Source organism: Novosphingobium mathurense (assembly GCF_900168325.1).
Lineage (GTDB): Bacteria > Pseudomonadota > Alphaproteobacteria > Sphingomonadales > Sphingomonadaceae > Novosphingobium > Novosphingobium mathurense.
The window spans coordinates 488,847-503,501 of sequence record NZ_FVZE01000001.1; the positions used below are offsets into that span (position 1 = coordinate 488,847).

Genomic DNA, 14,655 nt, shown 5'->3' on the forward strand with positions numbered 1-14,655 from the left:
ACAGGGGAGGGACGCGGCCGATGCGGGTCGATTTCTACCAGCTCAGCCGCGATCCTGCCGAAGTCGCGCTGCCGCTGATCGCGGGCAAGGTCATCGGGTCGGGCGAGCGCCTCCTGGTGGTCTCCGCGGATGGTGAGCAGCGCAAGCGGATCCGACAGGCCCTGTGGTCTGTCGGGTCCGAAACGTTCCTTGCCAATGGCGAGGCGGGCGACGGGCATGAGGATCGCCAGCCGATCCTGCTGTCCGATGCGCCGCAGCCTGCCAACGGGGCGAAGTTCATGGCCATCGCCGATGGCCAGTGGCGCGAAGGCATCGAGCCCTTCGCCCGAACCTTCTATCTCTTCGACGATTCGACCGTGCAGCGGGCCCGCAACGTCTGGCGCGAACTGCGCGCCCGCGAAGGGGTTGAGCACTATTACTGGAAGCAGGAAGGCGGTCGTTGGGTCCAGGCCGGATAAAGGCATGCTTGCGGCGCAACCGAAACCCCGCTAGGGGCGCGCGCAACTTTCCCAAATACCATACTTCGCAAGGAACCTGACATGGCGGTTACCCGCACCTTTTCGATCATCAAGCCCGATGCCACCCGTCGCAACCTGACCGGCGGCGTCACCAAGATGCTGGAAGAAGCGGGCCTTCGCGTCGTTGCTTCCAAGCGTATCCAGATGACCCAGGAACAGGCCGAGGGCTTCTACGCCGTCCACAAGGAACGCCCGTTCTTCAACGACCTCGTCTCCTTCATGATCTCGGGCCCGGTCGTGGTTCAGGTTCTCGAAGGTGAAGACGCCGTGAAGCGCAACCGCGACGTCATGGGCGCCACCAACCCGGCCGATGCCGCCGAAGGCACCATCCGCAAGACCTACGCCGAATCGATCGAGGCCAACTCGGTCCACGGTTCGGATTCGGATGAGAACGCCGCGATCGAGATCGCCTACTTCTTCAAGCCGGAAGAGATCGTCGGCTGATCGGCGATTAATTCTTCGCAAGATGGACGAAGGCCGCCCAATCGGGCGGCCTTTTTCTTTGCGGCTCGGCCTATCGTTCGGTTAATCGATAGTTAGCTAATCGATTCCGAACTGGAGGAGGCTTGTCTTGATCGGCAGGACATTCATCATTGTAGCCGGCGCGTCGTTCATCGCAGCAGTGATCACATCGGGCGCCGCGCAGATCAGCGCGGGCACAGCGCCGGTGCAATTGCTTCAACTCGTTGCCATGCGATAGGCTCATGCTGAGCCGCAAAAGGCGGCTATTGGGCGCTCTTGTCGCCCGTCACGAGGTGCGCGAGGCAGCGTGAGTAGAGCTGGTGCTCGGCAATCAGGACCCGCGCGGCGAGTGTTTCGGGCGTATCGCCGGGAATGATCGCGACCGGGGTCTGGCCCAGGATCGGGCCGTCGTCGAGCTCTGCCGTGACGAGGTGCACGGTTACGCCACCATGCGAATCGCCTGCCTCGATGGCCCGTTCATGGGTGTGCAGCCCGGTGTACTTGGGCAGCAGGGAAGGGTGAACGTTGACCATGCGGCCTTCCCATCCTGCGACGAATTCGGGTGTGAGGATGCGCATGTACCCGGCAAGGGCGACCCACTGCGCACCCGATTCGCGGATCGCAGCGTCCATCGCCTTGTCATGTTCCGCGCGTGCCACGCCCTTGTGAGACAGGGCGAAGGTCGGCACGCCTTCAGCCTCGGCAAGCACGAGACCCTTGGCTGCCGGATCGTTGGAGGCGACCAGGACGATCTCGAAAGGACAGTCCTCGGCCCGGCTCGCGTAAAGCAGTGCGGCCATGTTGGTGCCGCTGCCGGAAATGAGGACGGCAACCTTCTCGCGGATCATTCGAAACTTCCGTTCGCGTCATGCTGAAGGGATTTCAGCATCCGTTCTTCCTCCATCGCGGACTTGCGGCGGTTCGGCCCTGAACCGCACCATGCGTTCAGGGCCTCGACGGCCTCAAGCGAAGTGCGTGGCTTCCCAGTTCTCGCGAGCGGACCAGACTTCGGCCTTGCCCTGCACGGTGCAGCCCTTCTCGCCCGGCTCGATCGCGCCGATGACGTGGACGGTCTCGCCCGCCGCTTCGAGGTCGGCCTGGAGTGCTGCCGCGTCGTCGGCGGCCACGGCAAGGACCATGCCGATGCCGCAGTTGAAGGTGCGTGCCATTTCGCCGGGCTCGATGTTGCCCTGCGCCTGGAGGAACGCCATCAGGCGCGGTTGCAGCCATGCGCCCGCGTCGATGCGCGCATGAAGGCCCTTGGGCAGTACGCGCGGGATATTTTCCAGCAGACCGCCGCCGGTGATGTGGGCGAGGGCGTGGATGCGGCCCGAGCGGATGAAGGGCAGCAGGCTCTTCACGTAGATGCGCGTCGGCGCGATCAGCGCGTCGATCAGCAGGGTTTCCGCATCGAACAGGGCCGGGCGGTCGAGCTTCCAGCCCTTGTCTTCGGCAAGGCGGCGGACCAGCGAATAGCCGTTGGAGTGTACGCCCGAGGAGGCCAGGCCCAGCAGCACGTCGCCGCTGGCAACCTTGTCGCCGGTCAGCTGCTCGCCGCGCTCGACAGCGCCGACGCAGAAGCCTGCGAGGTCGTAGTCGCCTGCGGCATACATGCCGGGCATTTCGGCCGTTTCGCCACCGATGAGGGCGCAGCCCGACATCTTGCAGCCTTCGGCAATGCCGGCCACGACGCGTTCGGCGACGCCGTTCTCAAGCTTTCCGGTGGCGAAGTAGTCGAGGAAGAAGAGGGGCTCAGCGCCCTGTACGATGAGGTCGTTCACACACATGGCGACAAGGTCGATGCCGATGTGGTCGTGACGGTCGTGATCGATGGCCAGCTTGACCTTGGTGCCAACGCCATCGTTCGCCGCGACAAGGAGCGGGTCCCTGTACCCGGCCGCGCGCGGATCGAAGAAGCCACCGAAGCCGCCGAGGTCCGCGTCCGCGCCGGGACGGGCGGTCGCTTTGGCCAGCGGGGCGATGGCTTTTACAAGGGCATTGCCGGCCGCGATCGAAACGCCGGCCTGCTCATAGCTATAGCTCTTCGAGGAGTTATCTTCGGACATTGCGCGCGCATAGTGCGCAATCGGTTTCGAGTCACGCCCGACCCGCAAAAATGACGCACAAAAAGCGCCGGGCATGCCCAAGTTCGGGCGCAGTCGCTTTCCTGCTTGGATTTCGCTCGCCGTTTGGGCAAAAGGCCCGAGTTTTGACAATGGCCACGACAATCTCCCACAAATTCCGGCGGCTTGCCCGCACCGGTTCGCTCAAGGGCGCCGCTGGGCGCAAGGGCCTGATCCTCGGCGGCGTGGCGGCCGCGGCGCTCGCCTTTGCCGGCGGCTCCGCGTTGATCGCGCAGATAGAGGGTGATCGCGGCATCCCTCCGCTCGTCAATTCCGAGGACATCCAGGTCAACGGCATCAAGGTGGACGTGTCGGACAAGACCGGCGCGGATGCCCGTCTAAAGGCGTGGAAAGAGGCGGAAAAGGAAGCCTGGAAGAAGCTGGGCGGTCCTGACATGCCGGTCGAATCGATCGATGCCATGGTCTCGTCCGTGGTGATCGAGCACGAACAGATCGGCCCGCACCGCTATATCGCCTCGCTGGGTATTATCTTCGACAAGGCCAGGGCGGGCCAGTTCGTCGGCGGGGACGGTGCGAAAGTCCGTTCGGCGCCGTTGCTGGTCATTCCCGTGCTTTATTCCGGCGGCGTGCGCCAGGTCTTCGAGGTGCGCGGGCCCTGGCAACGCGCCTGGGCCGAGTTCCAGGCGGCGCAGAGCACTATCGATTACGTGCGTCCGGCCGGCGCTGGCGGCGAATCGCTGATTCTCACGGCGGGACAGCCGGGCCGACGCAGTCGCCTTTGGTGGCGCAACGTTCTCAACCAGTTCGACGCGGCCGACGTGATCGTGCCGGTGGCCCGGCTTGAGCGTCAGTGGCCGGGCGGCCCGGTGAAGGGCACCTTCACGGCACGCTACGGCCCGGACAACAAGTTCCTCTCCAGCTTCGAGATGACGGCGGCAGGCGACGAGCAGCTGCCGGAAATGCTCGACAAGGCGGTACAGCGCGTCGATGGCATCTACCGCGATGCGCTCGATCGGGGGCTGCTCCAGCCGGACCCGACGATCACCGCCGGTCGCCTCACGCTGGACCGCGCCTTTGCCGAATTGCGCGACAAGCTGATGCCGCAGGGCGCGCCGCCGCCAGAACTTCTCACGCCTCAACCGATCCCGGGGGCAACGCCCGAAAGCGTCGCTGCCGGTCCGGTCGAGACGGTGACCGTACAGTTCGCAACGCCCGATGCAGGGGCGGTCGACTCGGCGCTGGCCGCCGTTCGCGGCGTGCCGGGCGTGAGCGGGGCCGCCACGGTGAGCCTGGCTATCGGCGGAACCTCGGTCATGAGGGTCACCGCAGCGGGTGGGGCGGAACGCCTTGCCGCGGCGCTGAAGGCGCAGGGCTGGAATGTCTCTGCCAGCGGCTCTACGCTGAGGATCAGCCGCTAGGACTGGGCCTTGGGCATGAGGCAGATCGCATTACCGCTTTCGTCCAAACGGGACAGGCCGCCGCGCATCGTCGTGGGCAATGCCAATGCGTCCGCGATCGATGCAATGTCAGAGCCGGGAAACTGGCCCTTCCATACCGCGATCCTCACCGGACCGCCGCGTTCGGGCAAGTCACTGCTTGCGGGCTGGTTTGCCGATTCGGGCGTGGGCGATGTCGTCGACGATGCCGACACGGTCGACGAAGACGCGCTGTTCCACCGCTGGAACCGTGCGCAGGAGAGCGGACGGCCCCTGCTCATCGTCAGCAACCGACCGCGCGGCAATGGCGAGGGAGCCTGGAAAGTCAGCCTGCCGGACCTCAATTCGCGATTGGGAGCCGCACTCGACCTCGAAATCGACGTGCCGGACGACGAGATGCTGGCCGCCCTGATGGAAGTGCACGCCGAAATGCGCGGCCTCGTTCTTGACCATTCCGCAACCGATTATCTTGTACCACGGTGCGAGCGTAGCCATCTGGGGGTCGAACGGCTGGTCGAAGCGATCGATCGGCTCAGTCTGGAACGCAAACAGGCCCCCACACTGGCCATCTGGCGCGAAGCCTTGATCGAGACTAAAGGCGGCGCTCCGGAAGACCTCGGGAACTAGGTCTGCTCTACGATGCTTGCCTTGCAGGCGAATTGATGGGAGATTCGGGCAATGCTCGGTAATCTTGTCCGATATCTGGATTCTGTCGTGGCGCGTGACCCTGCGCCCCGTTCGCGTTGGGAAGTGCTGCTCTATCCCGGCGTGTGGGCGCTGTTCTGGCACAAGATCGCGCATCGCCTGTTCAAGGCGCGGCTGTTCTTTCTCGCGCGCGCAGTCAATCACCTCTCCCGGTTCATGACCGCGATCGACATCCATCCGGGCGCAACCATCGGCAGGAACTTCTTCATCGACCACGGCTTCACCGTGATCGGCGAGACGGCGGAGATCGGCGATAACGTCACGATTTACCAGTGCGTCACGCTTGGCGGCTCCAACCCGACCAACGGCAAGGGCGGCAAGCGCCACCCGACGCTGGAGGACAATGTCATCGTCGGCTCCGGGGCGCAGATCATCGGGCCGGTGACCATCGGCAAGCGTGCGCGCATCGGCGCCAGCGCCGTGGTGACCGAGAGCGTGCCGGAAGGCGCGACCATGATCGGCGTGAAGGCACGTTCGACCCTTGTCGCCGCAGAAACTTACGCCAAGGACTTCATGCCTTACGGCACGCCCTGCAAGGAGCCGTGCGAACCTGCGCCCAACCAGCGCGTCGACCAGCTTGAAGAGCAGATCGATGCCCTGCGCGCGCAAGTGGAGGCGCTCATGGCCGAACGCGAAGAGGCCGCGAAGTCGACCGAACCGGCATGCAAGGGCGTTTGAGCTGAATGTCGGTTGGGCCGGCCGGACTGAATTCCAACCTCGGCAGTGTCGTTGCATTCCCTGGGCGCAAGCCGCTGCAGGTGGGGTTTGAGCGCGACGAACTGATGCGGATTCTCGATCTCTACGGGCGCATGGTCGCCGCCGGGTTTTGGCGCGACTATGCGATGGACTTCGGCAAGGATGCGGCCAACTTCAGCGCCTTTCGCCGCGCTGCCGAACGCCCGCAGGCACGGGTGGAGAAGCGCCCTTCGCTGCGCGCAAAGCAGGGCATGTGGACGCTGTTCGGCGAGGCCGGGCAAGTGCTCAAGCGCGGGCACGAACTGGCCGGCATTCTCAGTCCGCTCGAACGCAAGCTCCTCAAGATCGTCGAGGATTAAAGGGCAGGGGCGCTAGGCCCGATTGCCGTCAGCCGCGCTTGCCGGACAGCATGGCCATCGCGTGGTGCGACTGCTCCATGCCGTTATCGAACACATGGTCGCCGCGCCGGTCGCATATGCGCTCCCATGCAGCTGCGAAACCTTCGACGGTGCGCTCCGCCTCGGGTAGCAGGATGCCGTCGTTCATGGTGATGAAGGCGCCCTGGTAGACGCCGCCGCCGGCACCCACGATGGCATCGCTGGGTGCATCCTTCGATACGAGAAACAGCGCGGCGGGCACGACCGCTTCGGGGACGAAGGCATTGTAGGCTTCGTCGGGAAAGATGTCGGCGGTCATGCGGGTTCCGGCAGTCGGCGCGATCGAGTTGACGCGAATGTCGTACTTGGCGCCTTCCATGCGCAAGGTGCGCGCAAGTCCGAGGACGCCGGCCTTCGCTGCGCCATAGTTGGCCTGTCCGAAGTTGCCGCCAAGGCCCGAGGATGACGTGGTCATCAGCACGCGGCCGTAGCGCTGCTCGCGCATGGTTTCCCACACCGCCTTGGTCGCAAAGGCGCTGCCCAGCAGGTGAACGCGCACGACCAGTTCGAAATCGGCCGGGTCCATGTTCGCGAAAGTGCGGTCGCGCAGGATGCCGGCATTGTTGATCAGGACATGGACGCCGCCCCAGGCTTCCTTCGTGCGCGTGACCATCGCTTCCATCTGCGCGAAGTCCGAAACGTCGCCGCCGTCGGCCATGGCCTCGCCGCCGGCCTCTCGGATTTCCTCGACGACTGCGAGTGCGGCATCGGAATGGCCGCGGCCGTCGCGGGCGCCGCCGAGGTCATTGACCACGACTTTCGCGCCGCGCCGCGCCAGCTCAAGGGCATAGGCACGTCCCAGTCCATTGCCGGCACCGGTCACGATGGCGACCTGTCCTTTAAACGAAATGGGCATTTTCGGAGCACTCCGGCTTGGTGCGTGAGGGGGCTTGCCGCGAAATGGCAGGTTGTGCGGTGCGGTTCAATTGCAAAGCTTGACCATGAAGCGCGTGCTGCCGCTTGCTCCCGCGCGTTCTCGGGGCCATAGGCGGTCCGAACGAATCCGGCGATTCCGCGCGAAGCGGGATTGCAATTGACCAGACCGCCCTAGCGAAAGGCCCCCGCGATGAAAGTCCGCGTCCACGTCAGCCTCAAGCCCGGTGTCCTCGATCCGCAGGGTCGGGCGATTCACCACTCGCTCGAAGGCCTCGGCTTCTCGGGAGTGAACGACGTCCGCGCCGGCCGCCTGATCGAGCTCGACGTTGCCGACAGCGTAACCGACGAAGCGCTCGACGACATGTGCCGCAAGCTCCTCGCCAACATGGTGATCGAGAACTACCGTATCGAGAAGGTCGCCGCATGAGCTTCCGCTCCGCCGTCATCACCTTTCCCGGCTCCAATTGCGACCGCGACATGGCGGACGCGCTGGAGAAGGTTTCGGGCACTGCGCCGCATCGCGTGTGGCACGGTGATGCCGACCTGCCCGAAGGACTGGACTTCATCGCCCTGCCGGGCGGCTTTTCCTACGGCGACTACCTGCGTTGCGGTGCGATTGCCTCGCGCTCGCCGGTCATGCGGGCCGTCATCGAGGCTGCCGGTCGCGGCGTTCCGGTGCTGGGCGTGTGCAACGGCTTCCAGGTCCTGACCGAAAGCGGTCTCCTGCCGGGTGCGCTGCTGCGCAACTCGGTGATCCGCTTCGTCTGCCGCGATGTCCGCCTCAAGGTGGAAAATGCGCAGTCGCTGTTCACCAGCGGCTACGAAGCCGGGCAGGAAATCGTCATCCCCGTTGCGCACCATGACGGCAACTATTTTGCCGACGAAGGGACGCTCGACCGTCTTGAGGGTGAGGGGCGCGTAGCCTTTCGCTATGCCGAAGACGTAAACGGTTCGGCGCGACAGATCGCCGGCGTGCTCAACGATGCCGGCAACGTGCTGGGCATGATGCCGCACCCGGAACGCGCCATCGAGGCGACCCATGGCGGCACCGACGGTCGTGCGCTGTTCGAAAGCGCGATCAAGGGCCTGGTCGGCGCCTGAGCGCCATACAAGCCCAAGCCAAGCCGACGTCCCGGGTGCATCCCGGGGCGGTCGGCTCCATCCTCGGTGTAGTTGATTGATTGCGAGCGGGGGCAGACTGGATCTGCGTACTATCGCGCGGATGCGGCAGTCTTGAGCGGCGGGGTGTTCAGGCCGCGCTTTGCCTTGGATTGGCTGGATTGCCGAACAGGGCGATGGCATCTTGGGCGGCCATCGGGCGGCCGAAGAAATAGCCCTGGATCTTGCGGCAGCCGAGCTGCCGAATCATGTCGACTTCCTTCTGCGTCTCCGCACCTTCAGCCGTCGTCGACATTCCGAGGCTGTCGGCCATGGCAACGACGGCGCGAATGATCGCAAGGCTCTCGGGATTGCCGGTGGCAGCGCCCTGCACGAACATGCGGTCGACCTTGATCGTCGAGAAGCGCAGCTTGCGCAGGTAGCCGAGCGAGGAATAGCCGGTCCCGAAGTCGTCGAGCGCAATGCCGCAGCCCAGCGCCATGACTTCCTCGAGCGCGGCATTGGCCTTGGTCGTGTCGCGCAGGAAGATGCTTTCTGTCACCTCGATCTCGAGCCTGTTCGGGCTGAGGCCGCTGAGCCGGAGCGCGCCTACGACGCTGGCGACGAAGTTCTGGTCGAGGAGCTGTTCACCCGAGACGTTCACCGCGACGCGGATGTGTTCGGGCCAGTTTATCGCCTCCTTGCACGCTTCCTGGAGGACCCATTCCCCGATCGGTACGATCAGGCGGGTATCCTCTGCCAGCGGGATGAACTTGGCCGGGCTGACGCTGCCGTGATCCTTGCTGTTCCAGCGCAGCAGCGCCTCGAAGCTGACGACACCTTCGGTGTCTGCCGCGACGACCGGCTGATAGACGAGCTGGAATTCGTCGCGCTCCAGCGCACGGCGCAGCGAGAATTCGAGCTTGCGGCGCTCTTCGGCGTGGGCGTGCAGGGCCGGCTCATAGGTGAAGTGATCGTTTCCGCCGGTATCCTTGGCGCGATAGAGCGCGAGGTCGGCATTGCGCATCAGGGTCTCGACGGTCGAGCCGTCGCGCGGGCCGATTGCGGACCCGACCGATGCACCGACGTAGAGTGTGTGCTGGTCGACCTCATAGGGCTGCGAAAGCCGCTTGATGACGCGTTCGGCGACGCGGTCGATATGGGCAAGGTCCGAAGCGTCGCGGATGACGATGGCGAACTCGTCGCCACCGAGGCGGCCGCACAGCTCGTTGTCGGTCATCTGTTCCTTGAGCCGCTCCGAGACGCGGGCCAGAAGTTGGTCGCCGACGAGATGGCCCAGCGAATCGTTTACCGCCTTGAAGCGATCGAGGTCGATCATCAGGAAGGCGCAGCGCGTGCGCCACTTTTCGGCATAGTCCAGTGCTTCGCCGAGCGCTTCGGTGAGCATCATGCGGTTGGGAAGGCCGGTCAGCGTGTCGTATCGCGCAAGCCAGGCGATCTTGTCGGAATTTTCGCGCGCTTCGGTGACGTCAGATCCGACGCCGCGGAAGCCGTCGAAATTGCCCTTTTCATCGAGCTTGGGCGTACCGGAAAGCTCCCACCAGCGGGGTTGACCGTGGATCGTCACGCGCACCAGCAGGTTGTTGAAGTTCTCGCGCCGCTTGATGCGTTCGGCCAGGTCGTGGAGGCTGGTCGAGAACTGGCCGCTCTCCCACGCCGAACCGGCGATAAGCTGGATCAGGGGCTGCCCCTCGATTTCCTTGGCGTCCATGCCCAATGCGAAGGCGAAGCGCGGGGAAACCGACCGCACGCGGCGGGCGGTGTCGATCTGCCAGAGCCAGTCCGCCTCGCCTTCCTCGAACTCGCGCAGCAGCATCGAGACGACTTCGTCTTTCTCGACAATACCTGCTTCTGCGATCTTGGCGGTAACATGGCGGCGCGCGCTCTCGATGGCGGCGGCGATCACGATCCCGGAGAAAGCGATGCTGACCGCGGCCATGTCGAACATGCCGCGGCTCAGGAAGAAAACGATCGCCGTAGAGCCGGTAATCCCGGTGAAGAGCAGGGTGCCGAGCGGCACTGCCGGCAGCAGCACGGCCGATGCTGTCATCAGCATCGCCACCACGATCCACAGCTTCACCTGCGTTTGCGGGTCGACGAAGAAGCCCAGGCCGCCGATCGGGACCGACCAGGCCAGGCCGTTGAGAATCGAGCTGATCATCTGCGCGTGGACTTCGTCGCGCGAGATGCGACGCTTGTCCGCGTCGATCAGCGTGCGATCGATACGGACCCCGCGCCAGAGCGTGAGGCAGGCCACGGCGATCCAGATCGCGACCGCCGCCATCGGCACTTGCCCGAAGACCAGGGCGGCGGTTGCGAGCATGGCGGAAATCTGCGTCGTTACCCGCGCGAAGGTAGAGTGGCCGAGGCAGGAATATTGGATTCCCCGCAGTCGGCTCCAATCGCCGTCGTCCGGATCCGATAGCCCGAGGACCGCCAATACTGGCAGTTCCCGGGGCAAGGTGCAGTAGGTGGACGTGTGCGTGTTCACGCCCCTGCAATAACCGACCAAGTGTTATTACAGGGTAAAAGTCGTTCAATCAGTCGCGCAGGACTGAATTATTGCCGCGAACTGTCGTTATTCGACGGTTACGCTCTTGGCGAGATTGCGGGGCTGGTCGACGTCGGTGCCCTTTACGCAGGCGACGTGGTAGGCCAGCAACTGAACCGGGACGGCATAGACCAGCGGCGCGATCAGCGGGTGAACCTTGGGCATCTCGATCGTCGCGATGCAGCCTTCGCCAGCTTCCTCGATACCTTCCCTGTCGGAAATCAGCACGACCTTGCCGCCGCGGGCGCGCACTTCCTGCATGTTGCTGACGGTCTTTTCGAAGAGCGGACCGGAAGGCGCTAGGACGATGACCGGCACGGCATCGTCGATCAGCGCGATCGGTCCGTGCTTCATTTCGCCCGAGGCATAGCCCTCGGCGTGGATATAGCTGATTTCCTTGAGCTTGAGTGCCCCTTCGAGGGCGAGCGGGAAGTCCGGACCGCGCCCAAGGTAAAGCACGTCGCGCGCCGGGGCGATGAGGTGTGCCATCTCGGCGATTTCCTCGTCATGGGCGAGCGCAGCGTTGAGACAGGCAGGCGTTTCGACGAGGTGATTGACGACTTCCATCTCTTCCTCGCGCGCCATGCGCCCACGCTTGACTGCCAGATGCGCAGCCAGGGCGGCGAGTACGGCCAGCTGGCAGGTGAACGCCTTGGTCGAGGCGACACCGATCTCGGGCCCCGCATGGGTGGGCAGCAGCAGATCGGCCTCGCGCGCCATGGTGCTGGTCGGCACGTTGACGACGACGGCGATCTTCTGGCCCGCTTCCTTGCAGTGGCGCAGCGCCGCCAGCGTGTCGGCCGTTTCGCCAGACTGTGAAATGAACAGGGCCAGTCCGCCCTGCTCCAGGACCGGTTCGCGGTAGCGGAACTCGCTGGCGACATCGATGTCCACCGGCAGGCGCGCGAAATGCTCGATCCAGTACTTGGCAACCATGCCGGCATAATAGCTGGTGCCGCAGGCGACGATGGTGATGCGGTTGACGCTGGTGACGTCGAAATCGATCTGGGGCAGGGCGACGGAGTGGTCGATCTGGCGGATGTAGCTGCGCAGGGTCTGGGCAACGACGGTCGGCTGCTCGAAGATCTCCTTCTGCATGAAGTGGCGGTAGTTGCCTTTCTCGATCGCTACGGCAGAGGCGCCGGAGGTGACGATCTCGCGCTGTACGGCATTACCGTCGACGTCGTAGATCTGCGCGCCTTCGCGGGTGATGACGACCCAGTCGCCCTCCTCGAGGTAGGAGATGCGCTGCGTCAGCGGGGCCAGCGCCAGGGCATCGGAGCCGAGGTAGGTTTCACCCTCGCCATAGCCGACGACCAGCGGCGAGCCGAGGCGGGCGCCGATCAGCATGTCCGGGAAGCGGCGGAAGGCGATGGCCAGTGCGAAGGCGCCGCGAAGCTGGGGCAAGGCGGCCCTGACCGCTTCCTGCGGCGACTGGCCTGCCTCGACCAGTTCGGAGACGAGGTGCGCGACGACTTCGGTGTCGGTCTGGCTTTCGAACTTGCGTCCACGCGCGACGAGCGCCTCGCGCAAGGGGCGGAAGTTCTCTATGATGCCGTTGTGGACGAGCGCCAGTTCCCCGGTCGCATGGGGATGGGCGTTGACCGCCGTGGGCGCACCGTGGGTGGCCCAGCGTGTGTGGGCAATGCCGATCAGGCCCGGAGCCGGATCGACCGCCAGTTCCTTGACGAGGTTGAGCAGCTTGCCTTCGGCCCGGCGACGGATCAGCTGACCTTCGTGGACAGTGCAGACGCCGGCACTGTCATAGCCGCGGTATTCCATGCGCCTGAGGCCGTCCACGAGGCGCTCCGCGACTTCTTCCTTGCCGACGATACCGATGATTCCACACATGTGTCGCGCTTGCCGCCTTGTTCCGGGTGAATGTTGTTGTGGCTGGATCGAGCCTTGTCGGTCCAGCAGATGGCGCTCCGTCCGGGAATGGACAAGCTTGAAAATCGGTTTAGCCGCCGGTCTTGGCAAGCCAGCGGTGGAAAGATTGCTCAGTCGCCGTCGAGCAGGTCGCCCAGACCGCCCAGGATCGAACCCTCGCCCCGGTTTTGGCCACCACGGGAGCCGGCTGCTGCCAGCATCCGGCCGGCAAGCCGCGAGAAGGGGAGGGACTGGACCCAGACCTTGCCGGGGCCGCGCAGGCGGGCGAAGAACACGCCTTCGCCGCCGAAGATCATCGACTTGACCGATCCGGCGCGGATCACGTCGAAGTCGATGCCCGATGTGAAGGCGGCGACGCAGCCGGTGTCGACGTGCAGTTCCTCGCCCGGGGCCAGTTCTCGCTCGATCACGGTGCCGCCCATCTGCACGAAGACCCAGCCGTCGCCTTCCAGCTTCTGCATGATGAAGCCTTCGCCGCCGAACAGGCCGGTCATGATGCGCTGCTGGAAATGGACGCCGATGGAGACGCCGCGGGCTGCGGCGAGGAAGGCGTCTTTCTGGCAGATCAGGCGCCCGCCGACGTCGTCCAGCTTGATCGGGAGGATCGCGCCGGGAACGGGCGCGGCGAAGGCGACCCGCGCCTTGCCCTTGCCCTGGTGGGTGAACACGGTCGTGAACAGACTTTCGCCGGTGACAAGGCGCTTGCCCGCGCCGAGCAGCTTGCCCATGAAGCCGCTGCCTTCGCCGCCCGATCCGTCTCCGAAGACAGTCGACATCTCGATCGAGGCATCCTTCCAGACCATCGCCCCCGCTTCGGCGACGGCGCTTTCGCCGGGGTCGAGTTCGATTTCGACGAACTGCAGCTCCTGGCCCCTGATCTCGAAATCGACGTCGTCTGAAATCGAAGAACTGCGCGAATGGCTCCAGGGACTGCCGGACATGATGCCTCCTTTGCGGTGAATAGCTGGAACAAGGGTGTGGGGTGGGCGATTATCCTTGTCAAACCGCGTTCATCGGATACGCTTTGCAGTTCGTCGACCACTAACAAGGTGCGCGGCATTTCAGCGGATTCGTCGACCTCCAAAAGGTGCGCGGCGCATTTGGGTGAGGATGAAATCGATGAACCAGTGGAAGGCCTTAGTTCCCGGAATCTGCATGGCAATGGCTGTCGGTACGGCTGCAGGACCGGCCTCGGCACGCGCCGAATCGGTTTCGCCGGGGCACCTGACCGAAGTTAGCCAGCTGGTGGTTGCGCCCGATGTCATGGACAAGCAGCGCACCTCGGCAGGTTTTGGCTTCATTCGCTCAGGCAAGCCCAAGAAGGCGATTGCCGAATTCGACGCAGTGATCTCGGCGGCAGACCGTCGGCATCTGGGCGATCCGCGTCCGCGCTTCTGCGCACGCAATGAACGCGATGCCTCGCGGATCACGACCGCGACCAGTGCTTCGGGGGCGAGCCCGGTATTGATCGATTCGGCGGTCTGCGACGCGCACTTCGGCAAGGGGTATGCCCTGATCGACATGGGGCGCGGCGATCTTGCCGAGGCGGAGCTGCGCCGTGCGACCGAGCTGGCGCCCTTCGATGCGCACTACGCCAACGAATATGCCGAACTCTACAAGTCGCGCCGCGACTGGAAGGCTTCGCTCGAACTGTTCCTTCATGCCTGGGACGTGGCCGACAAGAATCCGACCGGACCCGATGCCGACCTTGCCGCGCGGGCGTTGCGGGGGATCGGCTACAACCAGATGATGCTCGGAAATCTCGATGCGGCCGAGAATTCGTTCAGGCAGTCGCTGGAATTCGAGCCAGGGAACAAGGCCGCCAGTATCGAACTGGGACATATCGCCCGCAAGAAGGCAATCGGTTCGTAATTCAGTTGC

The 14,655-nt window shown here is 64.6% G+C and carries 15 protein-coding genes; 9 read left to right on the plus strand and 6 right to left on the minus strand.

Annotated elements, in window-relative coordinates; translation table 11 throughout:
- The first annotated feature begins 20 nt into the window (after positions 1-20).
- Together B5483_RS02440 and ndk are read left to right on the plus strand one after the other, a co-directional pair.
- Positions 21-458 (plus strand): DNA polymerase III subunit chi, encoded by a 438-nt coding sequence (locus tag B5483_RS02440; RefSeq protein WP_054947467.1) that lies wholly within the window; start codon positions 21-23, stop codon positions 456-458.
- 81 nt (positions 459-539) lie between these two features.
- Positions 540-962 (plus strand): nucleoside-diphosphate kinase, encoded by a 423-nt coding sequence (ndk, locus tag B5483_RS02445; RefSeq protein ID WP_013833239.1) that lies wholly within the window; start codon positions 540-542, stop codon positions 960-962.
- A 281-nt stretch (positions 963-1,243) separates the two neighbouring features.
- Here the strand turns inward: ndk and purN are convergent, their stop codons facing one another.
- Both purN and purM read right to left on the minus strand, forming a co-directional pair.
- A complete protein-coding gene (purN, locus tag B5483_RS02450) occupies positions 1,244-1,828 on the minus strand; it encodes a phosphoribosylglycinamide formyltransferase (protein ID WP_079729369.1) in 585 nt (194 codons plus the stop codon).
- A 114-nt stretch (positions 1,829-1,942) separates the two neighbouring features.
- Positions 1,943-3,046, minus strand: coding sequence for a phosphoribosylformylglycinamidine cyclo-ligase (purM, locus tag B5483_RS02455; RefSeq protein ID WP_079729370.1), 1,104 nt, complete (start codon positions 3,044-3,046; stop codon positions 1,943-1,945).
- A gap of 149 nt (positions 3,047-3,195) precedes the next feature.
- On the opposite strand from purM, the gene B5483_RS02460 reads away from it, so the two are divergent.
- Genes B5483_RS02460 through B5483_RS02475 form a run of 4 tightly spaced genes read left to right on the plus strand, consistent with a single transcriptional unit; the run spans position 3,196 to position 6,260 of the window.
- Positions 3,196-4,482, plus strand: a complete 1,287-nt coding sequence (locus tag B5483_RS02460; RefSeq protein ID WP_054947464.1) for a hypothetical protein — start codon at positions 3,196-3,198, stop codon at positions 4,480-4,482.
- Between the two features lie 15 nt (positions 4,483-4,497).
- Entirely contained in the window at positions 4,498-5,127 is a 630-nt protein-coding gene (locus tag B5483_RS02465) for an HdaA/DnaA family protein (protein ID WP_054947463.1), read from the plus strand.
- A gap of 51 nt (positions 5,128-5,178) precedes the next feature.
- Entirely contained in the window at positions 5,179-5,883 is a 705-nt protein-coding gene (epsC, locus tag B5483_RS02470; RefSeq protein ID WP_054947462.1) for a serine O-acetyltransferase EpsC, read from the plus strand.
- Between the two features lie 5 nt (positions 5,884-5,888).
- Positions 5,889-6,260, plus strand: a complete 372-nt coding sequence (locus tag B5483_RS02475) for a DUF2794 domain-containing protein (RefSeq protein WP_054947461.1) — start codon at positions 5,889-5,891, stop codon at positions 6,258-6,260.
- Between the two features lie 28 nt (positions 6,261-6,288).
- Here the strand turns inward: B5483_RS02475 and B5483_RS02480 are convergent, their stop codons facing one another.
- A complete protein-coding gene (locus B5483_RS02480; protein WP_054947460.1) occupies positions 6,289-7,194 on the minus strand; it encodes an SDR family NAD(P)-dependent oxidoreductase in 906 nt (301 codons plus the stop codon).
- 210 nt (positions 7,195-7,404) lie between these two features.
- On the opposite strand from B5483_RS02480, the gene purS reads away from it, so the two are divergent.
- Together purS and purQ are read left to right on the plus strand one after the other, a co-directional pair.
- Positions 7,405-7,641: a phosphoribosylformylglycinamidine synthase subunit PurS gene (purS, locus tag B5483_RS02485; RefSeq protein ID WP_054947459.1), complete on the plus strand. Its 237-nt coding sequence runs from the start codon at positions 7,405-7,407 to the stop codon at positions 7,639-7,641.
- On the plus strand, positions 7,638-8,315 hold the full coding sequence (purQ, locus tag B5483_RS02490; protein WP_054947458.1) for a phosphoribosylformylglycinamidine synthase subunit PurQ: 678 nt from the start codon (positions 7,638-7,640) through the stop codon (positions 8,313-8,315). Before purS ends, purQ begins: the two co-directional genes overlap by 4 nt.
- Before the next feature lie 148 nt (positions 8,316-8,463).
- On the opposite strand, the gene B5483_RS02495 is transcribed toward purQ, so the two are convergent.
- The 3 genes from B5483_RS02495 to B5483_RS02505 form a co-directional block, all read right to left on the minus strand.
- Positions 8,464-10,656 carry a putative bifunctional diguanylate cyclase/phosphodiesterase gene (locus B5483_RS02495; protein ID WP_231634734.1) on the minus strand — a complete coding sequence of 731 codons (2,193 nt, stop codon included), beginning with the start codon at positions 10,654-10,656 and terminating at the stop codon, positions 8,464-8,466.
- Positions 10,657-10,911: 255 nt separating this feature from the next.
- Complete coding sequence (glmS, locus tag B5483_RS02500; RefSeq protein ID WP_079729371.1) at positions 10,912-12,735, minus strand: glutamine--fructose-6-phosphate transaminase (isomerizing); 1,824 nt, start codon at positions 12,733-12,735, stop codon at positions 10,912-10,914.
- A 149-nt stretch (positions 12,736-12,884) separates the two neighbouring features.
- Positions 12,885-13,715: a TIGR00266 family protein gene (locus B5483_RS02505; protein ID WP_054947456.1), complete on the minus strand. Its 831-nt coding sequence runs from the start codon at positions 13,713-13,715 to the stop codon at positions 12,885-12,887.
- A 214-nt stretch (positions 13,716-13,929) separates the two neighbouring features.
- Between B5483_RS02505 and B5483_RS02510 the strand changes: the two genes are divergently transcribed.
- Complete coding sequence (locus B5483_RS02510) at positions 13,930-14,646, plus strand: tetratricopeptide repeat protein (protein ID WP_245828796.1); 717 nt, start codon at positions 13,930-13,932, stop codon at positions 14,644-14,646.
- Positions 14,647-14,655 lie beyond the last annotated feature (9 nt).